The 21,770-nt window shown below is 66.7% G+C and carries 15 protein-coding genes; 6 read left to right on the forward strand and 9 right to left on the reverse strand.

Annotated elements, in window-relative coordinates; genetic code table 11:
* Positions 1–4: 4 nt before the first annotated feature.
* Together CSW59_RS09445 and CSW59_RS09450 are read right to left on the reverse strand one after the other, a co-directional pair.
* Positions 5–856, reverse strand: a complete 852-nt coding sequence (locus tag CSW59_RS09445) for a DUF1838 family protein (protein WP_099443814.1) — start codon at positions 854–856, stop codon at positions 5–7.
* On the reverse strand, positions 853–2,037 hold the full coding sequence (locus tag CSW59_RS09450) for a serine hydrolase (protein WP_161495036.1): 1,185 nt from the start codon (positions 2,035–2,037) through the stop codon (positions 853–855). Before CSW59_RS09450 ends, CSW59_RS09445 begins: the two co-directional genes overlap by 4 nt.
* Before the next feature lie 222 nt (positions 2,038–2,259).
* Between CSW59_RS09450 and CSW59_RS09455 the strand changes: the two genes are divergently transcribed.
* The 4 genes from CSW59_RS09455 (at position 2,260) to CSW59_RS09470 (ending at position 8,792) form a co-directional block, all read left to right on the forward strand.
* Positions 2,260–3,276, forward strand: a complete 1,017-nt coding sequence (locus CSW59_RS09455) for a DUF1838 family protein (RefSeq protein WP_201722764.1) — start codon at positions 2,260–2,262, stop codon at positions 3,274–3,276.
* Positions 3,277–3,287: 11 nt separating this feature from the next.
* Positions 3,288–4,241: an alpha/beta fold hydrolase gene (locus tag CSW59_RS09460; protein ID WP_099443816.1), complete on the forward strand. Its 954-nt coding sequence runs from the start codon at positions 3,288–3,290 to the stop codon at positions 4,239–4,241.
* A gap of 329 nt (positions 4,242–4,570) precedes the next feature.
* On the forward strand, positions 4,571–7,126 hold the full coding sequence (locus tag CSW59_RS09465) for a TonB-dependent receptor (protein WP_161495037.1): 2,556 nt from the start codon (positions 4,571–4,573) through the stop codon (positions 7,124–7,126).
* A gap of 187 nt (positions 7,127–7,313) precedes the next feature.
* Positions 7,314–8,792 (forward strand): NAD(P)/FAD-dependent oxidoreductase, encoded by a 1,479-nt coding sequence (locus CSW59_RS09470; RefSeq protein WP_099443818.1) that lies wholly within the window; start codon positions 7,314–7,316, stop codon positions 8,790–8,792.
* A 72-nt stretch (positions 8,793–8,864) separates the two neighbouring features.
* Here CSW59_RS09470 and CSW59_RS09475 read toward each other — a convergent pair whose 3' ends face one another.
* From CSW59_RS09475 to CSW59_RS09500, 6 genes are all read right to left on the reverse strand, one after another.
* Positions 8,865–9,500, reverse strand: a complete 636-nt coding sequence (locus CSW59_RS09475; protein WP_099443819.1) for an isochorismatase family protein — start codon at positions 9,498–9,500, stop codon at positions 8,865–8,867.
* The gene (locus tag CSW59_RS09480; RefSeq protein WP_099443820.1) at positions 9,500–11,374 is read right to left on the reverse strand and encodes a hydantoinase B/oxoprolinase family protein; all 1,875 of its coding nucleotides are present in this window, start codon (positions 11,372–11,374) and stop codon (positions 9,500–9,502) included. Before CSW59_RS09480 ends, CSW59_RS09475 begins: the two co-directional genes overlap by 1 nt.
* A gap of 11 nt (positions 11,375–11,385) precedes the next feature.
* Positions 11,386–13,434 carry a hydantoinase/oxoprolinase family protein gene (locus tag CSW59_RS09485; protein WP_099443821.1) on the reverse strand — a complete coding sequence of 683 codons (2,049 nt, stop codon included), beginning with the start codon at positions 13,432–13,434 and terminating at the stop codon, positions 11,386–11,388.
* 235 nt (positions 13,435–13,669) lie between these two features.
* Entirely contained in the window at positions 13,670–15,241 is a 1,572-nt protein-coding gene (locus tag CSW59_RS09490) for an FAD-binding oxidoreductase (protein WP_099443822.1), read from the reverse strand.
* Positions 15,238–15,585, reverse strand: coding sequence for a hypothetical protein (locus CSW59_RS09495; RefSeq protein WP_099443823.1), 348 nt, complete (start codon positions 15,583–15,585; stop codon positions 15,238–15,240). The genes CSW59_RS09490 and CSW59_RS09495 overlap by 4 nt, the downstream gene beginning before the upstream one ends.
* Positions 15,586–15,600: 15 nt before the next feature.
* Positions 15,601–16,809, reverse strand: a complete 1,209-nt coding sequence (locus tag CSW59_RS09500) for a class I SAM-dependent methyltransferase (protein WP_099443824.1) — start codon at positions 16,807–16,809, stop codon at positions 15,601–15,603.
* A gap of 305 nt (positions 16,810–17,114) precedes the next feature.
* Here CSW59_RS09500 and CSW59_RS09505 point away from each other — a divergent pair, with 305 nt between their 5' ends.
* Both CSW59_RS09505 and CSW59_RS09510 read left to right on the forward strand, forming a co-directional pair.
* On the forward strand, positions 17,115–18,644 hold the full coding sequence (locus CSW59_RS09505) for an aldehyde dehydrogenase (protein ID WP_201722765.1): 1,530 nt from the start codon (positions 17,115–17,117) through the stop codon (positions 18,642–18,644).
* A 29-nt stretch (positions 18,645–18,673) separates the two neighbouring features.
* Positions 18,674–20,185 carry an aldehyde dehydrogenase gene (locus tag CSW59_RS09510; protein ID WP_236632195.1) on the forward strand — a complete coding sequence of 504 codons (1,512 nt, stop codon included), beginning with the start codon at positions 18,674–18,676 and terminating at the stop codon, positions 20,183–20,185.
* A gap of 78 nt (positions 20,186–20,263) precedes the next feature.
* On the opposite strand, the gene CSW59_RS09515 is transcribed toward CSW59_RS09510, so the two are convergent.
* Entirely contained in the window at positions 20,264–21,664 is a 1,401-nt protein-coding gene (locus tag CSW59_RS09515; RefSeq protein WP_099443825.1) for an MFS transporter, read from the reverse strand.
* Between the last annotated feature and the right edge of the window lie 106 nt (positions 21,665–21,770).

Here is a 21,770-nt window from a genome sequence, read left to right on the forward strand (position 1 = left end):
TCTCCTAGGCCTTGCGCCACAACGGCTCGAGCCGCGCGCCAGGATCGGTGAGCACATCCGGATGCCGTTCCTTCGTCGCTTCGATCCAAGCCGCCGGCAGGTCCTTTATGGCGACGCCCCAGGCGCCGGCGCCGTTGCCCATCAGGTGCCCGGGGGCGTCGCCCATCTTCAGCCACGGGCGCCAGTTGACGACGGAGCTATAGGCGTTGCGGCAGGTCACGCGTGAGGTCTTGTTCGACGCCAGTTCAGCGACGCTGGTCTGTAAGGTGACCAGCTCGCTGTAGTGCAGCGGCTTGGCCATCCCCGGAATCTGCGCTTCGGTCAGGACCTCCTCGGTCCACCAAAGGTCAGGTCCGATGATCAGCGGCGACAAGGTGGCGTGACGGATCTGCAAGCCCGGGATCGCCGGCTCGGGCCGGATCACCAGATCCTCGCCGATCACGACGCGCGCCGGCTTGGTGAAGGTGTGAGCGACGTCGACGGTCTCGCCCGTGTACGGGTTGGCCCAGCGGTCCATGACCTTGCCGGTCTCGAGATCGGTGAAATAGGCGACCTCGTAGGTGAAGCCTTCAAACCGACCGTCAGGCAGCTCGCGATACCGGACGAAGGTGGAAGCGGTCACCCCGTAGAGCGGGCGCACCTCGGCGCCGACCACGCCGTAGTAGCGGCCGCTGATGCAGCCGGCGACCAGCGATTGGTCCAGCGATCCGCGCAGGCGCATGAAGGCCCGCAGGCGCTTCTTGCCGTCGGACAGGTCGAGACTGGGCGCGGCCTGCGCCGACTGCACGGCCAGACCGGCGCCGGCGACAGCCGCGAAGCCCGTGACGACCAGACCACGGCGGGTGCTGTCGATCATTTTGAAACTCCCGAGGAAGAAGCGCCGGCCTCAAGGCCGCGAAGGATGGTGTTGGGCAGGATCGCATTATCCCATTCGGGCGACGCGGGCGGGGTCTCACCCAAACGGAGCACGATCAGGCGACGGGATGGCGCGATGTAGACCACCTGGTTTGAATTGCCGTCGAACAGGACGAGGTCCTTGGCGAGATAGGGTTCGCTGTGCAGCACTCGCGGTCCAGCGACGTCCAGCGCGCCGAAGCCGCGGCGCTGCGCATAGGGCTCGCCCAGATAGAGGCCCATGCCGACATGCGGGTTCTGCGGCGTGGCCGTCCGCATCTCGGTCACGAAGCCCTTGGGCAGCAGACGCTTACCGTTCCAGACGCCGTCGTCCATGATCAGGATGGCCAGCCGCAGCCAGGTCTGGGCGGGCGTCATCATGCAGCAGCCCGCATGCGCCACGCCGCCGGGTCGGTTCAGCCAGACGCTCACGTCAGGCGCGCCGGTAGGCTGGAGCAGCTGCTGCGACAGGAAGGTCGAGAAACGCTGCTTTGCGGCGCGCTCTAGGACGATCGCCACCAGCTCGGCGTTGGCGTTGCTGTAGTCGAATCGCTCGCCGGGCTTGGCCACCAGGGGATATTCGGCGATCAGCACCTCTTCGTGCCGTGGGCTGAGATAAGCGCGGTTGAGGATGTGGTCGGCCGTTGGGGCGGGCCCTTGCGGCATCAGGCCGGTGCGCATGTCCAGCAAGTGCCGGATCAGGATCTTCGACCGATCGTCGCCCTTCCATTCGGGGATGAAGTCGGCGACGGGCTGGTCCAGCGACTTGATGTAGCCCAGCTGGATGGCGCGCCCCACCAGGACCACGCCCAGGGGCTTCGACAGCGATTTCGAGACCAGCGGCGTATCGGTCTTTGTCTCGCCGAAATAGGTCTCGCGCTCGATCGCGCCATCCCTCCAGACGATAAAGGCCGTCGAGCGGTTGGCGCGGGCGTAGGCTTCGGCTGCGTCCAGGGCCGGCGCCGCGATCTTAGGCGCCGTTGCGCGCGACGGAGGCGTCGAGCCGGTCTTGCCTGCGGCGCGTTCAGCCGGCGCATAGGTGGTCATGATACCGCCCTTCAGCTGGGCGAAGCGCGCCTCCAGAACGGCGCGATCTGCCTCGGCCGTCGGAACTTGCTCGCTCCAGGCGTTTCCAGCGCTCAACAGAGCAAAAGCCAGCGCGGCGACGATCCTTGATGCGGCCTGATTTCGCCCAGCGTTCTTCATGTGACTCGCCCTACTGAACCTGTCGGAGTCTAAGCTGAACTCGCGCGCGCCCGTGCCGCTCCGAGCCCCTTTTGTCCGTAGCGCGGATACAAGGCGAGCATGGGTTGCATCGACAACGCTGGCCGTCCGATCGTGACCGTACAGTTTGAGGAGACGATCATGCCCGCCAAAATGACTCGCCGCGAAGGACTTGGACTAGCGGGTCTGGCCGCCGCCGCGCTTTCGGTTTCAGCCACCAGCGCCAACGCCAAGCCGAAGATCGACTTCGTCACCAAGGTCGATTTCAAGGACCCCAAGTGGAACCGCGACACCTACGCCCGGATGGACGCCGACGTCGATCCGACCAAGGAAAAGTGCGGTTGGATCCGCGGCACCGCCTTCGGCGTCCGCCCCAACGAACCAGTCCGCCCGCTGTTCGAGGTCGAGGGGTTCAGCTTCGTTCGCATCAAGCGCCTGGAAGACGGCAGCTGGCGACGGATGCTGCGCGAGATCGTCTTCTATCGCGACAGCAAGACCGGCGAGGTCCTCAAGACCTGGCACAACCCCTATACGAACGAAGACGTCCGGGTCGTGCCGATCGCCAACGACCCGTTCAACTTCACGATCAGCGAGTACCTGCCCGACCCGCCCTCGTACGGCGGCCTGCAGACCGCCAAGGCGCCCAAACGGCCTTACCTGCTGGACTGGACTGCGGGTCCGGAAGACACCCTGATCTGCCGCACCGGCATCGACATGATGTATCCGAACGCGCTGCAGCCCGACAAATGGCCGCGCGAGTCCTCAGGTCCGATGAACCGCGTCTCCGAGCACTTCATCTACACGATCAAGCGCAAGGACGCCGAGAACCCCCACCTGACCCACATTCCGCATGTCGGCGCGTGGTCGCGTATCACGCCGTGGCTGCCCTGGATGCTGATGGGCCAGGCCGAGGGTCACGTCTCATACTTCACGACCTTCGGGACCCTGCCCGGCGGCGTGAAGGACCTTAAGCCGGACCTGGTCGAGGCCGCCCGCGCGGTTGACCCGAAGTTCCTCAGCGCCCCGACCGAGGACTATGGCCCGTCGCTGTCGAGCCTTGAGAACTACGCCCGGCAACAGACGCCGGCGCCGGTTCCGCCGGGCTGGACGCCGCCGCAGCCACCGCCGGTCCCAACCTTTCCCAAGAAACCGGCCTGATCGGGACGCCGATGGATCGCCGCACCCTCATCGCAACGTCCCTGGCCGCCCTAGCGGCCGGGACGGCGTCCGCCGCCGAACTGCCGCAGGAGGGCAAGCTCAGCGTCGCTCAACTGCGCGCCCGCTACATGACGCCGGCCGACAAGCTGGTGACCCTGGGTGGCGTGGAGGTGCGCTATCGTGACGAAGGTCGCGGTCAGCCGATCCTTCTGCTTCACGGCTCGCAGAGCACGCTAGAAACCTGGGACGGGGTCGCCGAGGTCTTGAAGCGCCGCTATCGGGTCATCCGCTTCGACGTGCCGCCCATGGGCCTGTCGGGTTCGGTCAGCGAGGCCTCGAAGGCCACGCTGACGGGCCCGGATGCTCTGATGATCGGCTTCCTGGATCACCTGAAGATCAAGCAGGTCATCGCTGTTGGCGTCTCTAGCGGCGGCACTATGGCCTACTATCTGGCGGCGGGGCATCCAGATCGCGTCAAAGCCATCGTGCTGTCCAACTGCCCGTCGGAGCCGCTTGATCGACTCGGCCTGGTTCCCCCGCCCGAGATCACTGCGGCCAACGCCCGGATCAAGGCCACGGGACTGCAGGACAAGGCCTGGTGGCGAACCTATCTGACTTGGCTTTACGGCGACCCCGCGCGGATCACCGACAAGAAGATCCAAGTCAGCTACGACATGGGTCGACGCGGCGCCGAACCCAACATGGTCCACCTGCTGGCCCTAGCCGGCAATGGCGAGGAGACGGCCAAGCGGCTCAAGGCTGTCAAGACGCCGACCTTGATCATCTGGGGCATGCGCGATCCGGTGCTGCCGCCGAAGGTGGGCACGGATCTGCGCGATCGCCTCACGAGCGTTATCCCCTCGATGGTCGCGCTCGACGACGTCGGTCACTATCCGCCCATCGAGGTTCCGGAACGCTTCGCGTCGATCGTCGAGACCTATCTGACGCAGGTCCTGCCGCGCTAAAACGCGACGAGCTCTGAACGCGCGGCCGCCCTTGGCGTCCGCGCGTTTTCATTTGCAGAAGAGACGGCGCGAGCGCTTCCACCCACGCATCCGGAGCGTGCGGGGCTTCGACCTCAGGGTGCGAAGTGCGTAAGGTTTGATGCGAATTTCGACCCAAATGGCCCATGAATAGACCAATTGAAGTCGGGTCGGGGTGGCGTTTCTCGCACGTCGGATAAAAGCGATCTGCCGCCGCATCCGATACCGTTGGTTTCTGCAGCATACCCCTGTCGCCCACGAATGAGGCGCGCCAAACGATGGTCGGAAAACAGCAATTGGGGGATTTCGCTATGAACACGAAACGGATCACCAGAAGCGCTAAAGCGCTCTTGATCACCAGCGCGGCCCTGGCCGTCGGCGTTCCGTCGCTCGCCCTGGCGCAGAGCGCCGCGCCCAGCGGCGCCGTCGAAATCGGCGAAATCGTCGTCACAGCGCGGAAGCGCGCCGAAGACGTCCAGACGGTGCCGATCTCGATCAGCGCCCTCTCGGCCAAGGATCTGGAAGCCCGCAACATCAGCAACCTGGCGGACCTGTCGAACAGCACGCCCGGCGTGGCGATCACGTCGATCACCGGCGGCACCACCCTGCTGATCTATCTGCGCGGCCTCGCCCCGGCCAATACCGCCAACGACCTCAACGTCGACGGCAACGTCGGTGTGTTCATTGACGGCATCTACCAGACCAGCCGCAACACGCTGGACGTGATCTCCGTCCTTGACCCCGGCCAGATCGAAATCGCCAAGGGCCCGCAGAGCGCGCTCTACGGTCGGTCGACCTTCGCCGGCGCGATGGGCATCACGACCAAAGGCCCCAGCCACGACCTGTCGGGCGCCTTCTCGGCCACCGCCGGCGTCGACAAGGACTTCCGCGTGAAGGGCACTGTGTCGGGCCCGGTCGCCGAGAACCTGTACGGTCGCCTGTCGGCCGGCTATGCGACCTATGACGGCTTCGGCAAGAACGCCGCCACCAGCGACAAGCTGGGCGGCTTCGACAAGAAGGCCATCGCCGGCTCGCTCGAATGGGCGCCGACCGACACCTTCACGGCCAAGCTGTCGGGCTTCTACACCAAGTCGGCGGTCGAGGCCTCGCCTAGCTCCGTGCTAGCGCTCGGCAAGTTCAACTGCGGCACCACGAACGCCTCCACCGGCCTGCCCACGCTGTACTGCGGCGAGGTGACCACGCCCAAGACCAGCGACATGTCGACCGACATCCCCGACACGCGCTCCAAGAACGCCCAAGTCGCCCTGGATATGAAGTGGGACCTGGGTTGGGCCTCGTTCGTCAGCGTCAGCGGCGTGACCGCTTCGCAAAACCAGGCCTATTCGGACTACGACGTCACCAGCGGCGGCGTGCAGTTCGGCGTCTGCACTCTCGGCGCCGGATGCCTGGCGAACGGCGCCTACACGCGTCTGGCCAAGTCCAATCTCTATGTCGCCTCGCGTGAGAAGGTGCGCACGGTCAGCCAGGAGTTCCGCCTGCAATCGCCGGACTCCTCGAAGCTGAAGTGGATGTTCGGCGGCTACTACTTCAACTCAATGATCCCGCTGGCGGCAGGCGGTCTCGGCGCCGACAGCACCGGCCTGGCGGCCAATGAGCGCTACGTGACGGTCACGCAGGTCGGAACGCCCGCCGCGACCGGCGTCGGCGCGTACGACTTCACCGCCAACCTGTTCCTAACGGGGGATGGTTCGGCCAATCAGCTGTTTGGCTCCTACACCAAGTCGGCGACCCGCACGAAGTCGCTGTTCGGTTCGGTCGGCTACGAGTTCGGCAAGCTGCGGGTGAACGCCGAAGCACGCTACAATATCGACCAAAAGCGGGCCCAGACGTTCTCGGTCACCAACGCGACGTTCCAACCGAACATCTACAAGCCGATTGACGACGTGAACGTCCCAGCCGCCGGCGTCTTCCCGGTCGCCAGCACGCCCTATCGCAAGACCTACAAGAACATCACGCCGCGCTTCAGCGTCGACTACCAGTTCACCCCGACGATCTTCGCCTACGCAACGGCGGCGAAGGGTATCCGCTCGGGCGGCTTCAACACGGCCAACGCGGTCAGCGCGACCGGCATCCTGGCCAGCGAGGTCTCGTACGACGAAGAGGAAAACTGGACCTATGAGGCCGGCTTCAAGAGCCGCCTGCTGGACCGTCGTCTGCTGCTGAACGCCTCGGTGTTCCACACCGACTGGAGCAACGCCCAGGTCTCCTCCTATACGGACAATCCCACGGCGGTGAATCCGGTCCGCATCGTCCGCAACGCGGGCGACATCAAGGTCGACGGCTTCGAACTGCAGACCGACTTCCAGGCGACCGACGCGATCCAGATCGGCGGCAGCCTCACCTACTCGGATCCGAAGTTCCAGGATGGCGCCTACGACGCCTCGTCGATCACGCAATGCGTCACCGCGACGGGAACGGCGGCGACCGGCTGTAAGGTCACGACAATCACGCTGGCCAACGGCGCCACCCGCGTCGTGCCGTCGATCGCCGGCAATCGTCCGCAGCGCGCGGTCAAGACGCAGTGGAACCTCCACGCGGTCGGCCGCTACGACGTCTTCGACGGCTGGACCGCCGAAGGCCGCGTGGACGTCAACTACACCGGCTCGATGTACAACAATCTGCTGAACACGGTGAAAGTCGGTTCACGCACCCTGACCAACGTCCGGCTCAGCCTGGCGAAGGACAACTACAACGTGGCGCTGTGGGCCAACAACCTGTTCGACGAGACCTACGTGACCAACTCGATCAACCAGCCCCGCGCCGGTTTCCCGAGCGCCTACAGCATCCCGGAAATCTATCTGGGCGAAGGCCGACGCGTCGGCGTGACGATCTCGGCCACCTACTGATCACTCCCCGACCGCCGTCGCTTCTCCCCGGAGCGAGGTGTCGTCAACTCCACGCCGTTCCGCTCAGCGGACGGCGTGGTTCTCTTTTTGCGCCGCTCTCCGACGAGCGGATAAAGACGATCCATGCCTCGCCTTGCGCGGCGGACTGTAATCTCTTCGGACCAGTATCAATCCCACGAGGCGTCCCATGACCTTCACGCGCCGGCAAGCGATCCTTGGAGCCGCCATCGCCCAGCTGGGGGCCGCCGCCGCGCTGGCGCCGGCAGCGCAAGCCGCGCCCAAGGCAGCCAAACCCAAGGACGCCAAGTCTCCCGCGTCTTCGTCGGAGCCCGACGTCATCATCCTGGGTGCCGGCATCTCTGGCCTGGGCGCGGCGAGCCTGCTCGAGGAGCAAGGCGCAAAGGTTCTGATTCTGGAGGGCCGCCAGCGCGTCGGCGGCCGCATCTTCACCCTGCTGGACCAGCCGGGCACACCGGAAATGGGCTTCAACTCGATGGGCGCGGGCTATGGCCGCGGCATGGACATGGCCCGCCGCGCCGGCGTGGAGCTCTATGACGTCGCCCCGCGCTACATGAAGGATCCGCGCCAACAGTTCGTCCTGGGCGGCGTCACCCTAACCCGCGAGGAGTGGGCCGCTTCGCCCGGCAACCCCTTCCCGGCGGCGCTGAAGAGCATGATGCCCTGGGAAATAGCGCCGGTGCTGGTGTCCAAGAACAATCGCCTCAAGGACTGGGCCGACTGGATCGCGCCGGAAAGCGCGCCGCTGGACATCTCGATGCACCAGTTCCTGAGCCAGCAGGGGCTAAACGACGCCGCCATTCGCCTTGCGTTCGACAAGGCGCCCTACTACGGCCTGAACGGCCACCAGTCCTCGGCTCTTGTCTACGAATTCAACGACGGCTGGGGCAAGGCGCAGAGCGCCGCGGGGCCCGGCAGCTTCGCGGTCAAGGGTGGCAACCTGCTGCTTGCCCAGGGCCTGGCGTCCAAGCAGAAGGGCGACATCCTGTTGGGTAAGGAGATCGTCTCTATCAGCAGCGGCCCCGACACCGCCGTTGTCACCTGCCGCGACGGCTCGACCTATCGCGCCAAGAAGGTGATCTGCTCTCTGCCGTTCTCAGTGCTGCGCAATATCAACTTCGAGCCCGGTTTCACCGGCGCCCAGGCCCAGGCGGTGGCCACCCTGCCCTACCAAGCCATCTCGATCGCTTTCCTGACCGTGTCCGCGCCCTACTGGGAGAAGGACGGCCTGCCGCCGACCATGTGGACAGACGGCCTGCTAGGCCAGGTGCTGGCCCAACGCTACGGCCCGACGCCGGACGAAGTGACGGGCCTCAGCGTCTTCGCCCGGGGCGAACTGGCTCTGACCTGGGACCGCATGGGCAAGGAGAACGCCCTGGCGATGATCGTGTCGGAGCTGGAACGCCTGCGTCCGGCCGCCAAGGGCCTGGTGAAAGGCGCCTACTATCACAGCTGGGGCCTGGAGCCGTTCAACGGCGGCGACTGGGCCTACTTCAATCCGGGCCAGATCACGACCTTCGCGCGGCAGATGAGCACGCCGGTCGGACGCGTCCACTTCTGCGGCGAGCACACCGGCACGTCGAACCGGGGCCTGGAGGCGGCGCTGGAGTCGGCCGAGCGCGTGGCGCTGGAGATCCTCTCGGCCTGAGCCCGACGCCAAGACAAAGCTAAAGGGGCGGCCCGCGAAGGCCGCCCCATTTTTTTGGCCAGGATTCAAGGCTTAGCGCGCGGCCTTGTCCAACAGCGCGATCGCCTCGGCCTCGCTGACAACCTCGGCGTACTTAGCCTGCAGGTCGAACAGATTGGCCTCGTGCGGCCCTGGGTGGCGGTCACCGCAGGCTTCCCGGACGACATAGGGAACAAAGCCGTGCTGCAGGGCGTCCAGCCCCGTGGCGCGCACGCAGCCCGAGGTGGAGAACCCCGTGATCAACAGGCTGTCGATCCCCATGGCGGTCAGGGTCGAGGCCAGCGACGTGCCGAAGAAGGCCGAGGCGTATTGCTTGCTGACGACGACATCGCCCGGCGCGGGCTGGAGCGTGTCCGGGAACGCCCCGTCCGCCGAGCCGGCCTTGAACGCCTTCAGCGCCGGCACCTTGCGGTAGAAGAGCCCGCCGTCGCGGCCCCCTTCCGCATAGACCACATTGGTAAAGACCACGGGGACGTCCTCCGCCCGAGCGGCCGCGACCAGCCGCTCGTTCGACTCCAGGGCGACCTGGAAGGCCGGATCATAGAGTGGCGAGCCGGGCCGCAGATAGGCGACCACGACGTCGACGATCAGCAGGGCCGGCCGCTGGCCGAACGGCAGCCGGCCATCGAACGCGCCAGCGTAGTTGGCCTTGAGGTCCTGCTGGCTCATCAGGCCGCCGCCGTGTGGCGCAGAGCGACCGGCTTCTTCGGCGCCGGCAGACCCGTCTCGGCCAGGCAGTTGGCCCGCAGGGTCTCGATGTCCGGACCGAAGTTGAACGGACCCGACTGGGCGGGACGTTCGGCGCGGATCTTGGTCCGCAGCGCCTCGGTAGCCGAAGCGTCGACCTGACCGTCCTTCAGCACCACGCCATAGCGGCGCGCGCCGCCAGCGGTGACGAGGCCTTGCTCGACCTCCAGCGCGACCAGCGCCGGGTCGCGCTCCAGCGGATCACCCCAGCCGCCGCCCCCCCAGGTGATGAAGTGCAGGCGATCGCCCGCCTCGACCTCGAGGTCCTCGACCTTGTTGCCGACGACCTGGCTGGTCCCGTCGGCCTTCTCCAGGATCTTGCGGGCGCGGGCGCCAGGCTCGCCGCCGTTCACGCCCCAGGGGACAGTGAACCAACGGTCGTCATGAATGGCGATCGTGCCCTTTTCCAGGAACTTGTAGGTCATCTGGATGCCGTTGCCGCCGCGGTGCAGGCCAGGACCGCCGGAGTCCGGCACGGTCTCGTAGCGCTCGATGATCAGCGGGAAGTAGCGCTCAAGGAACTCGTTGGGCACGTTGGTGAAGCCCGGCCACAGCGAGTGGCCGTCCGGCCCGTCGCCCATCGGCTTGCCCGGAATGCCGCCAAAGCCGATCTGGAACAGCTGGAACCATTTTCCCTTGGCGTCGAAGCCCGAATAGAACAGGTGCGGCGACGACGAGAAGCCGGCGGCGCACAGGAACTCGGGCGTCTTCTGGCCGAGCAGACCGCCCAGGATGTCGAAGATCCGGCCCAGCGCGTGGGTGCGGCCCGACAGGGCGGCCGGGAACTTCGGCTTCAGCAGCGAGCCTTCCGGGATGTGCACCTCGATCAAGTCGTAGAATCCGTCGTTGAACAGGATCTGCGGGTCGAAGACCATGATCATGTAGATGCCGAAGAACATGCGCAGCATGTTTTCGTTCAGGAAGAAGTTGATCGAGGCCTGGCTCTGCGGATCGGTACCCGTGAAGTCCAGGTGCACCTTGCCGCCCTCGCGCCACATCGTGCACTTGATCTTGTAGGGGCCATAGCCCAGGCCGTCGTCGCAGACATAGTCCTCGAAGCTGACCGGGGCCTCGCCGATCGAGGTGGCGATCAGGTGCTCCATGGCGCGATGGTTGCGAGCTAGAAGCTCCTCGCAGGCCGAGGTGTAGACGTCGTCCCCGAAGCGGCCGGCCAGCTCGATCACGCGGCGCGCGGCCACGCGGCAAGAGGCGATCAGCGCGTTGAGGTCGGCCGAGCACCAGTCCGGCTTGCGGGTCTGGTGCATGATTAGCTTGATCAGGTCCTCGTTGTACTCGCCCTTCTTCCAGATCTTCACGGGCGGGATGCGCACGCCCTCCTCGAAGATCGAGCGGGCGTCGATCGGCATCGAGCCGACGACCTTACCGCCGATGTCCGACTGGTGGCCGAACATCGAGGTGTAGGCCAAGAGGCGGCCGTCCTTGAACACGGGCAGCAGCACCAGCCAGTCGTTGGAGTGGCTGATCGCGCCGCCGACCGAGTACGGGTCGGACAGGAAGATCATGTCGCCTTCCTCGACCGTGCCCTCGAAGCCCTCGAGGAACGGGCCGATATAGGAGCCGAACTGGCCGACGATCATGCGGCCCTTGTGGTCGGCGATCAGCGGGAAGGCATCGCCCTGCTCGCGAATGCCCGGCGACATGGCGGTGCGCACCAGGGTGGCGTCCATCTCGATGCGGGCGTTGCGCAGGGCGTTCTCGATCACCTCAAGCGTGACGGGATCGACGGTGACCTTGGTGAAGGGCGTTTCGTTGGACTGGATGATCCGTGCGGGCATGGTCGTCCTCCTCAGGCCAGGTTGATCAGGATGTTGCCGACCGCGTCGACCTTGCCGACGCAGCCCAGCTCGATGAGCGTCGTGGAGTCCATCTCGATCACGATCGCCGGACCCGGAATGACATCTCCCTGCTTGAGCTTGGCGCGGTCATAGATCACCGCCGGATGCAGACTGCCGTCCATCCAAAGCTCGTGGTCTCGGATCTTGGCTTCCGACGGATCGCCATTGCCCACCGGCAGCGGGGCGGCCGGCAGGTTAAGCGCCGCGCCCATGGCCACCGCACGCAGGTTTACCAGCTCGTGCGGCGTCTCCATGTTGAACGTAAAGAGGCGCTTGTGCTCGGCGTCGAAGCGGTCGGTGATGCCCTTCAGGCCATCCTTGCGCAGGGTGTCGGCGTCGATCGACAGCGGCACCTCGAAGGCCTGGCCCTCGTAGCGGACGTCGATCTCGAACTGGCTGACGATCTGCGCCTCCGGTACGCCGTCGGCCAGTAGTTCGCCACGCGTCTGCGCCGCCATCTCCTCCAGCAGCGCGATGACCTCCTCCTGCGAGGTGTCTTCGACGCGCTTGGAGAACGATCGCGCCGTCTCGGTGCGCATCCGCGTGGTGGCGTCGCCCAGAGCGCAGAGCACGCCCGGGGAGACCGGCGAGATCGCCGGCCAACTGTTCATCAGCTTGGCCACCGCGTTGACGTGCAGCGGACCGGCGCCGCCGAAGCCCATGACCGCAAAGTCGCGCGGGTCATAACCCTGCTGCACCGAGATCATCCGCAGCGCGCCGAACATGTTCTCGTTGACGATGTCGATGATGCCGCGCGCGGCTTCGAAAAGACCGATGCCGAGAGAGTCGGCGATCGTCTGGACGGCCTTCTTGGCGCCCTCGCGATCCAGCTTGAACGTTCCGCCCAGCAGGGCTTCCGGCAGATAGCCCAGCACGACGTTGGCGTCGGTGACGGTCGGCAGTTCGCCGCCCTTGCCATAGGCCACGGGACCTGGCACGGCGCCGGCCGATTGCGGGCCCACACGCAGCGCCTTTGTCAATTCAGGCACATAGGCGATAGAGCCGCCGCCCGCGCCGACCGTCTTGACGTCCAGGGCCGAGGCGCGGACCGACAGGTGGCCGACCTCGGTGGTGCGCACGCGGCGCGCCTCCAGGTTCTCGATCAGGGCCACGTCGGTCGAGGTGCCGCCGACGTCCAGGGTCAGGATGTTCTTGATCCCTGCGTTCTTGCCGACCCACAGGGCGCCGGTGACGCCGCCGGCCGGGCCCGACATCAGGAGAGCGACAGGATGCTCCTCGGACTTCTCCGACGACATCAGGCCGCCGTCCGAGCGCAGCAGCGACAGCTTGCCCGCCATGCCGGCGGCCCGCAGCTTGCCGCGCAGATTGCTGACATAACGGCTGACGATCGGACGCACGGCCGCGTTGGCGACGGTGGTCAGGGTGCGCTCGTATTCCTGCATCTCGGGCAGGACCTCGTGGCTCAGCGACACCGGCGCGTTGGGCAGGATTTCCGCCGCCAGTTCGCCGACCCGCTTCTCGTGGGCGCCGTTCAGATAGGCGTTCATCAGCGACACGGTGATCGCCTCGACGCCCTGAGCCTTCAGCTTTTCGAGCGCGGCGCGAACCTCGGCCTCGTTCAGCGGCGCCAGCTCGTCGCCCTGCGCGTCCATGCGTCCGCCGACTTCATAGGTGTCCAGCAGAGCCGCCAGCGGCTTGGGCTTGGGCCACACGATCCAGCCGGCCAGACCCCCGGGCACGAAGCTGCGGGCGATCTGCATGATCTGGCGATAGCCTTGGGTCACGATCAGGCCGACGCGCGCGCCCTTGCCTTCCAGGACCGCGTTGGTGGCGACCGTGGTCCCGTGCAGGAACACCTCGATGTCGGCCGGCGTAATTCCGGCCTTCTGGCAGATCGCTTCGACGCCATTGAGGATGCCCACCGAGCTGTCGGCCGGCGTCGACGGCGTCTTGTGTCGCCAGAACGCGCCGGTCTCCTCCTCGAGGAGCAGCAGGTCGGTGAACGTGCCGCCCACGTCGACACCCAATCTGTAGGTCATTCCGGCGCTCCGAAGATCCGCGTACGTGAAAATCGCGCAGGCGTGGCGCCGCGCTTCGGAGCTAGAAAACGCAACCCCGCCTCGGCGCGCCAACGCAGGCCGCCCGACTATCCGCCACGCGGAAGAACGGGCGGCCGACGCTCGCCTGGCGCCCATTCCGCGGGACGCGGCGCGCAAAGAAAAAGGGCCGCGAGCGCTGGCCCGCGACCCTTCAAATTTCCTCCGCGCCGGCGCCCTAGAGGCCCAGCACGCCCGGCGCTAGCAGGCCCTTCGGATCCATCCGCGCTTTCACGGCGCGGACCAGGTCCAAGGCCTCGCCCTGCACCACGCCAGCGTAGGGATAGGCGCGACCCAGTTGGTAGTAGATCGCGCCATGAGCGTCGAATAGCGCGACAAGGTCGGCCTTCAACTTGTGCGCATAGGCGCGGGCTTCGGGATTGTCCGGATGACGCGGCAGCGCGGCCAGATAGTCGGCGGGCACATAGGCCTCGTGATAGGCCGAGATCGCATCCGGCCAATACAAGGCCAGCTCGTAGAGCAGCCCCCCCGCGCCGACGGTGGAGAACATCTCGCCCTTCCACACGCCAAGTCGCTTCATGTCAGCCTGGCGTTCGGCGAAGAAGGCGACCAAGGCGGCGTTGACGGCCTTGCCCTGCGAGTGGGGGAAGACCCCATGCACAGGGACCCAGCGTTCGCCGTTGGGACCCAGCACATTGTAGAACGGCGCAAACGGCATGCCGCGCACGACGGCGGGCACGGTCGCCGGGATTTCGCGGCCGTAGGGCGCCGCGATCTGTCGGATACGATGCAGGCGAGCCTTCACCTCCGCATCGTCGACGCCTTCGACGATGTAGTGGATCATGTAGGCCGAGACGGCGATGTCCCTGCGCGCGCGCAGAGCGCCGCCGAGCAGTTGGCCGACGCCCGCCGCCAGCGAGGGCGAGGACTTCAGGATCGACAGCGCCATGCCCAGCAGGTCGCCAGCGCGATCCTGGCGGGCGATCTGCCCTTGAGACAGGGCTCCATCAAGGATGAAGCTGGTGTCCTCCAGGCGCTCAGCGGCGACGAGGCGCAGAACCTCGTGCATCGCGCCGAAATCCGCGAAGGCGAAGGAGATCGGACGGTGCGCCGGACGGACCTTGAGCAGCGGCAAGGTGATCCGCGCCTTCACGCCCAAGGCGCCGCAGTCGCCGGTGAACAGGCCTGTCAGATCGGGACCGTAGTTGCGCGTGAACGGCGCGCCGCCGTTGATCGCCGAGCCCGTGCGGACCAGCGTCCCGTCCGTCGCGATCATATCCATCGCCAGCGCCGAGCCGGCGGAGATGCCGTAGGCGCCAGAGCCGTGACTGATCGTGTTCTGCGACATCGAGCCGCCGACCGTGGCCACCAGGCCCGAGAACGGCCCCCAGAACGGTGTGCGCAGGCCGCGCGCGTCGAGTTCGCTCTTGAGCTTGGCCCAGGTCACGCCCGCCTCGACCGTGACATAGGCGTCGGTCTCATTGATCTCGACGATGCGGTCGAGGCCGCCAAGGTCGAGCAGGACCTGCCCCGCCGCCGAGGGCGTGTAGCCGTCGGTGTAGGACGCGCCGCCGCCGCGAACATTGATCGGCGTATCGGCTTCGGCCGCCGCGCGCACCACCGCCCGCAGCGCCTCGACGCTGGCGGGACGCACCACCGCGATCGGCTCGGCCTGGGCGCGGAAGACGTCCGTGTAGAACGCGGCCGCCTCGAGCCCGCGCTGCACATTCTCGGCGCCGACGATCGCGACCAGGGCGTCGACCAGCGACGCGGCGGTCTTGGCGCTCATCGGACGGCGATTTCTTCGATCGTCTGGATGAAGCCGTCGGCCGTCTCGTGGGCGGCAGCCTCGGCGGCCTCCTTGCGCATCAGATAGAACAGGCGCGACAGGAACGCTTGGCGGCGCGCCTCGCGCGCTTCCAGCGCCTCTTGATCCAGCTTCAGGCTCTTAACGCCCTCGGCCAAGTCCAGGCCCTTGTCCTTGGCGACGCGCTCCAGCGAGTCGACGTGATCGGCCAGCACCGAGACTTCCTCGGCCAGGACCATGATCATCGACATCATCTGGTCAAGCGGCGGCGTCTCGTAGAAACTCGGACGCTTGCCCTGGGCGTTACGGATCATCGTATCGGTCATGGGGTACTCGGTTGATCAGAGCTTTTGGGCGATCAGGACTTCCCAGCCCCCGCCCGGCGCGAACTCACCGGCGGTGAACTCGCGATCATTGACGGCCTCGGCCGCCTCCTGGCTGTAGCCGTCGGCGGCCTGAGCGAACTCCATCACCGCCATGGGCGCGGTGTCGAAGCGGATGGTCTCGGCCGGAAATCCGGCGTCCTTGGCGAGTTGGACCTGGTCCATCTCGCGCATCGCGCCCCAGAAGGGCTCGTTGTTGTAGTAGGTCTCGTTGTCCAGGATGAACTGGGTGAACGGGTCCATCAGATCGAACGGCGGCAGGTCGGCGTGGATCATGAAGCCGCCCTTGGCCAGCACCCGCTGACACTCCTTGAAGATCTTCGGCATGGCCTTGCCGGAGGTCTCGTGCAGCAGGATGTGGCTGACCACCAGGTCGAAATGGCCGTCCGGGAAGTCGATGGCCTCGGCGTTGCCTTGGACGAAGTTGACCTCATAGCCCATGGCGCCGGCGCGGGCGTGGCCATAGCGGACCTGGGCCTCAGCCACGTCCATCGCCCAGACCTCGGCGTCCGGGAACAGCTCCTTGTACGGCAGGGTCGAGTGGCCGACGGTGCAGCCCAGATCTAGGATTCGCTTGGGCGAGAAGCCGTTCAGGCGGCGCTTGACGTAGTTGCAGACCGAGCGGCCCATGTCGTCGTTGTCGGGGCCGGTATAGCCCATGGCGTAGAGGAACACACCGCGATCATAGAGCACGCCCAGGCCGACCGAGTCGCCGCCCGCGCGGCCGGCGTAACCGCCGGGCATGCAGTGGATGTCCAAGGCGCTGACATAGCGCGGCACCTGGAAGTTCTCTGGGATCATCAGCTTGCCAGGGTTCTTGGCCGAATAGGCCTCGGCCTTGGCCTTCAGGTCCGGTAGCTGGGCGTCGATGCTGTCGATCACCGAATCCCACAGCAGCTCCTGGCTGATGCGATTCACCGCCGCGTAGTGCTGGAAGTAGGGATCCGGGACCATCGCCTTGCGGATGTCGTGGCGATCGGCGGGCGCGCGGCCGGTCTCGGCCTCGAACTTCTTGGCGGCGCGAGCGCGATAGACGGGGCCCAGGCCCGGCAAGATGCTCGACTGGATGAACTGCTTCAGACTCTTGGTGAATTCCTGACGCGAAGCCTCGTCCGGCGTCGCGACCGGCAACATGTCGTGCTGCGCCTGCTGGAATGTGTTGAGCATCTGAATACGCGCTCCCGTCGCCTATATCCTTACCGTTGACACTGGCCCCAGGGGGCGCGCGAACAACGGCTATGTCCGGACTATCCACTAGGCGAGCGCCAAAACAAGGCGCCGCTTGGACAGGCGAGGCATGTCATTCCACGAGCGCACCCGACTCGGGCATATGGCCAAGCTATGGCCGTATTCGCGCTGCGAACATTGACAGTCCTGACCCTTACGTGTCGGCCGGGGTTGTCCAAGGTCTTGCACGCGCGCTGGGCACTACGCGTTTGGGCGCGGCGTGAGTTTTGAAAGGACTGTCCGACGTGACGACGAGCGACACCCTGGAAGCCAAACCCTTCGGCGGCCACAAACCCGCGCCCGCCACGCTGGACTTCCTGGCGACGCGCCACGGCCTGCTGATCGACGGCGTCTGGACCGAGAGCGCCAAGGGTGAGAGGATCGAGACAGTCGATCCGGCGACAGGGCTCGTCATCGCCTCCGTGGCGGCGGGCGACGCCAGCGATATCGACCGCGCGGTCGCCGCCGCGCGACGGGCGTTCGAAGGCGCCTGGGGCCGGACAACGGGCGCAGAGCGCTCGCGCCTTCTGACCAAGCTGGCCCAACTGATCGCGCGCGACGCTGACCTGTTCTTCGAGCTTGAGATCCTGGACAACGGCATGCCCGCCGCCCTGTCGCGGATGATCGTCGACGGCGCTGTCGACTTGATCGACTACTATGCCGGCGCCGCACGCCGGATCGAGGGCACCACCACCGCCTCGCCCGAGCACCTCGTCGCCTTCGGCGGCGAGGCCCTGACCTACACGACGCGTGAAGCCGTTGGCGTGGTTGGCCAGATCATCCCGTGGAACGTGCCGCTGTCGATGGCCTGCCTGAAGCTCGCGCCGGCCCTGGCGGCCGGCTGCGCCGTGGTGCTGAAGCCCGCCGAGGAAACGCCGCTGTCGACCCTGCACCTGGGCAAGCTGATTCAGGAGGCTGGCTTTCCCAACGGCGTGGTCAATGTCGTCAACGGTCGCGGCGAGACTGCGGGCGCGGCCCTCGTCGCCCATCCCGACGTCGACAAGATCGCCTTCACGGGCTCGACCGAGGTCGGCCGCCTGATCGTGCGCGAAGCCGCTACGACGATGAAGAAGGTCTCGCTGGAGCTCGGCGGCAAGTCGCCAGTAGTGGTGTTCCCGGACGCCGACCTTGATCTGGCCGGTCCGGGCGTCGCCATGGCGACCTTCTTCCTGCAGGGCCAGAACTGCATGGCCGGCACCCGCATCTTCGTGCACGAGAAGATCCACGACGCCCTGGTCGAGCGCATCAAGGCCTTCGCTGGCGCGATGAAGGTCGGTCATGGCCTGGACCCGACCAATCAGTTCGGGCCGCTGATCTCGGCCGGCCATCGGGCCCGCGTCCTTCAGCGCATCGAGGAGGCGAAGGCGTCCGGGGCCGAGCTGGTCCTAGGCGGCGCGCCGCTGGACCGTCCTGGCTTCTTCGTGCCGCCGACCATCTTCACGCGCACCCGTCCGGACATGAAGGTCTGGCGCGAGGAAATCTTCGGTCCAGTGATGTCGATCCAGACCTTCGGCGACGAGGACCTCGACGCCTTGGCCCGCCGGGTCAACGACAGCCCATTCGGCCTGTCGGGCAGCGTCTGGACCCGCGACCTCTCCACCGCACACCGCATGGCCGCCCGCATCCGCTCGGGCCACGTCTCGATCAACTGCCACGGCGCCGTGGCCTCGAACATTCCGTTCGGCGGCTACAAGGAGTCCGGCTGGGGCCGCGAGTTCGGCCGCGAGGGCCTGGACCTCTATCTCGAAACCAAGGCCGTCACGGCCCGTCTCTGAACCCCTTTCTCACGCACGGAGATCCTGCGGTGACCGACATCCTCGAAGCCGTCCGCCCCGCCAGCGCCCGCGCCCAGGCGCTGCTGGCGTCGCCCCAGACCTTCGGCCTGCTGATCGACGGTCAGTGGATCCAGGGCAAGGCCGGCTCCACCCTGCCCTCGCTGGATCCGGCCACAGGCCAGGTTCTGGCCAATATCGTCGACGCCGGACCCCAGGACGTGGACGCCGCCGTGGCGGCCGCTCGCCGCGCCTTCAACGGTTGGGCCAGCCTGGTCCCCGGCCAACGCGCCGCGATCCTGTGGCGGATCGCCGACCTGATCGAAGCCAATATCGACGAGCTGGCCGAGCTTGAGACCCTCGACCAAGGCAAGGCGCTGTATGTCGGTCGCTGGGCCGAGATCCCCGGCGCGGTAGCCCAATTCCGTTACTTCGCGGGCCAGGCCATGGCGATCGAGGGGCGCACCATCACGACCTCGGTCATGTATCAGCCCGCCGGCAAGGAAGTCTCGGCGTGGACCCTGCGCGAGCCGGTGGGCGTGGTCGCCGCCATCGTGCCCTGGAACTCGCCGCTGGTGCTGACGGCCATGAAGCTGGCCCCCGCCCTCGCCGCCGGCTGCACAGTAGTGCTGAAGCCCGCCGAGGACACCTCGTTGACGGCCCTGCGCCTGGGCGAGCTGATGCAGGAGGCCGGCCTGCCGCCGGGCGTGCTGAACATCGTCACCGGCCGGGGCGCGACCTGCGGCTCCATGCTCGCGGCCCACAAGGGCGTCGACAAGGTCGCCTTCACCGGGTCCACGGCCACGGGCCGGGCGATCCTCGACGCCTCCAAGGGCAACCTCAAGCGCGTGACGCTGGAGCTGGGCGGCAAGTCGCCGGTGATCGTCCTGGACGACGCCGACCTCGATCTCGCCATCCCCGGCGTAGCCAACGCGATCTTCTTCAACGGCGGCCAGGTCTGCGTCGCCGGCTCGCGCGCCTATGTCCACGCCTCGATCTACGACAAGGTGCTGGAAGGCCTCGCCGCCCAAGCTAACAGCATCCAGCTGGGCCACGGCCTGAACCCTGGCAGCCATATGGGTCCGCTGGTCTCGTTGAAGCAGGCCGAGCGGGTCGAGGGCTTTGTCCAGCGCGCCCGCGCCGGCGGGGCGTCGATCGTCGCCGGCGGCGAGCGCCTGGGCGCCTATGGCACCTTCATGACCCCTACCGTGGTCGCCGAGGTCAAGCCGTCGATGGAGATCGTCCGCGAGGAGGTGTTCGGTCCGGTGCTGGCCGTCCAGCGCTTCGACGACGTCAACGACGTGATCGCCCAGGCCAATGACAGCGACTATGGCCTCGCCGCCAGCCTTTGGACGACCTCGCTCTCGCACGCCCACCGCCTGTCGCGCCGTATCCAGGCCGGCACCGTCTGGATCAACACCCACTCGATGTACGATTGCAGCCTGCCGATCGGCGGGGTGAAGCAATCGGGCTACGGCCGCGACAGCGGCCTGGCGGCACTGGACAACTATCTGGAATGGAAGACGGTCTGCGCGGTCGTCTGACGGCGGCGCGATCATCTGGGAAGAAAGAAGGCCAGGCTCCGCGAGGAGCCTGGCCTTTTCCTTGTCAGCCTAATCCTGTCAGCCTTGGGTCGGCTCAAGGTCCGCCGGCTTCAAGTGGTAGGCTCGGATCACCAGCAAGCTCAGCAACACGAACACCGCCGGAACCAGCGAGTAGTTGACCAGGATGCCCCGCAGCGCCGACGCGCCCTGCGCCACCGCCCCGCCGTGCGAGGCGTGGAAGCCGGCCGCCGAGAGCACGACGCCGCCCAGGAAGGGTCCGATCGCATAGGCCAGCTTCTCCGAAGCCGAGAACACGCCCGTCAGCGCGCCCTCGCTGGAGCGGCCATTGCGGACCCGGTCATAGACCACGGCGTCCGTCAGCATCGACTGGGCCATCAGGAAGAAGCCCGAGTTCAGCACGCCGATCAGGGGCGCGCGGACCAGCGCCAGTATCTGCTCGCTAGTCACATCGCCCAGCATCGGCAGATGCGCCACGACCGGACCGCCCGGCTTGGCCACGAACCAGGTGAAGGTCAGCAGGGCCCAGGCGAAGGCCGACAGGCTGAACACCGCCCGCTTACCGATCTTGCGCGACAACCAGACCCAAAGCGGCTGGCTCGCCACGGTGCCGGCGCACATCAGCAGGATGAACGGTATCAGCAGGGCCACATTGCCCAGCACGAACAGGAACATCAGAGCGACCGCGCCATAGCTCGCGGCCTGGCCGACGCTTTGGATGAAGAAGGCCGCCAGCAGCGTGCGGAAAGGCGGGTTGCTCCAGGCCGTGGTCATCTGAGCAAGGAAGGCTTGAGGCTCGCCGCTGGTGGGCGCGCGGAGCTTGCGCGCGACCAGCGCGGGCGTCAGCATCGAAACTAGGCAGACAACGCCGAAGATGGCGCCCATCGCGGTCCATCCCTTCGCGCCGCCGCCGGCCCAGCCGATCAGAGGCTGGGCGAAGCCGACGCCGGCCAGGACGCCGACCATGGTGAAGACCACGCGCCAGGCCAGGATCTTGGTCCGCTCGTGGGTGTCGGTCGTCATCTCTGACGCCAGCGCCATATAGGGCACCAGGAAGGCGCTATAGGCCGTCGAGGTCAGGGTGTAGATCACCGCGACATAGATCGCGGTCTTGACCTCCGTGGTGAAGGTCACGGGCAGGAACAGCGCGAAGAAGCCGAGTGCGGTCAGCGGAGCGCCGACCAGCAGGAACGGCGCCCGCCCCCACGAGGCCTTCTTGCGATCCGAGAACGAGCCGATCAGCGGGTCGCACAGGATGATCCAGAGCTTGGGAATGAGGATCGCCAGCCCCGCCAGCCAGGGCGAGACGCCCAGCATCGTGGTCATGAACAGCGGCAGCAGCACCGTGGGGCTGTCGCGTACGATCTGGGCCCCCACCTGTCCGACGCCATACAACAACATGCGGCCCGCGCTGACGGCGGTGGTGGGTGGGCTTACGCCGCCCGAATGCGAATAGGTCACGCCAGTCTCCCTAATGGGCGGAAACAGAGTCGCGCCCAAGAGGCCTGAGCCTCCTGAGCGCGCATGAAAAGGCAAGTCCAAAGGCCGCCGCCCCCGCCGCGGCCCC

It is taken from the genome of Caulobacter sp. BP25 (assembly GCF_002737755.1).
In the GTDB taxonomy this organism is placed as follows: Bacteria; Pseudomonadota; Alphaproteobacteria; order Caulobacterales; family Caulobacteraceae; genus Caulobacter.

What these genes read in the sequence shown, in the direction of transcription:
- CSW59_RS09445 (WP_099443814.1), bottom strand. Translation starts at nt 856, where the DNA reads ATGATCGACAGCACCCGCCGTGGTCTGGTCGTCACGGGCTTCGCGGCT.
- CSW59_RS09455 (WP_201722764.1), top strand. Translation starts at nt 2,260, where the DNA reads ATGCCCGCCAAAATGACTCGCCGCGAAGGACTTGGACTAGCGGGTCTG.
- CSW59_RS09460 (WP_099443816.1), top strand. Translation starts at nt 3,288, where the DNA reads ATGGATCGCCGCACCCTCATCGCAACGTCCCTGGCCGCCCTAGCGGCC.
- CSW59_RS09465 (WP_161495037.1), top strand. Translation starts at nt 4,571, where the DNA reads ATGAACACGAAACGGATCACCAGAAGCGCTAAAGCGCTCTTGATCACC.
- CSW59_RS09470 (WP_099443818.1), top strand. Translation starts at nt 7,314, where the DNA reads ATGACCTTCACGCGCCGGCAAGCGATCCTTGGAGCCGCCATCGCCCAG.
- CSW59_RS09475 (WP_099443819.1), bottom strand. Translation starts at nt 9,500, where the DNA reads ATGAGCCAGCAGGACCTCAAGGCCAACTACGCTGGCGCGTTCGATGGC.
- CSW59_RS09480 (WP_099443820.1), bottom strand. Translation starts at nt 11,374, where the DNA reads ATGCCCGCACGGATCATCCAGTCCAACGAAACGCCCTTCACCAAGGTC.
- CSW59_RS09485 (WP_099443821.1), bottom strand. Translation starts at nt 13,434, where the DNA reads ATGACCTACAGATTGGGTGTCGACGTGGGCGGCACGTTCACCGACCTG.
- CSW59_RS09490 (WP_099443822.1), bottom strand. Translation starts at nt 15,241, where the DNA reads ATGAGCGCCAAGACCGCCGCGTCGCTGGTCGACGCCCTGGTCGCGATC.
- CSW59_RS09495 (WP_099443823.1), bottom strand. Translation starts at nt 15,585, where the DNA reads ATGACCGATACGATGATCCGTAACGCCCAGGGCAAGCGTCCGAGTTTC.
- CSW59_RS09500 (WP_099443824.1), bottom strand. Translation starts at nt 16,809, where the DNA reads ATGCTCAACACATTCCAGCAGGCGCAGCACGACATGTTGCCGGTCGCG.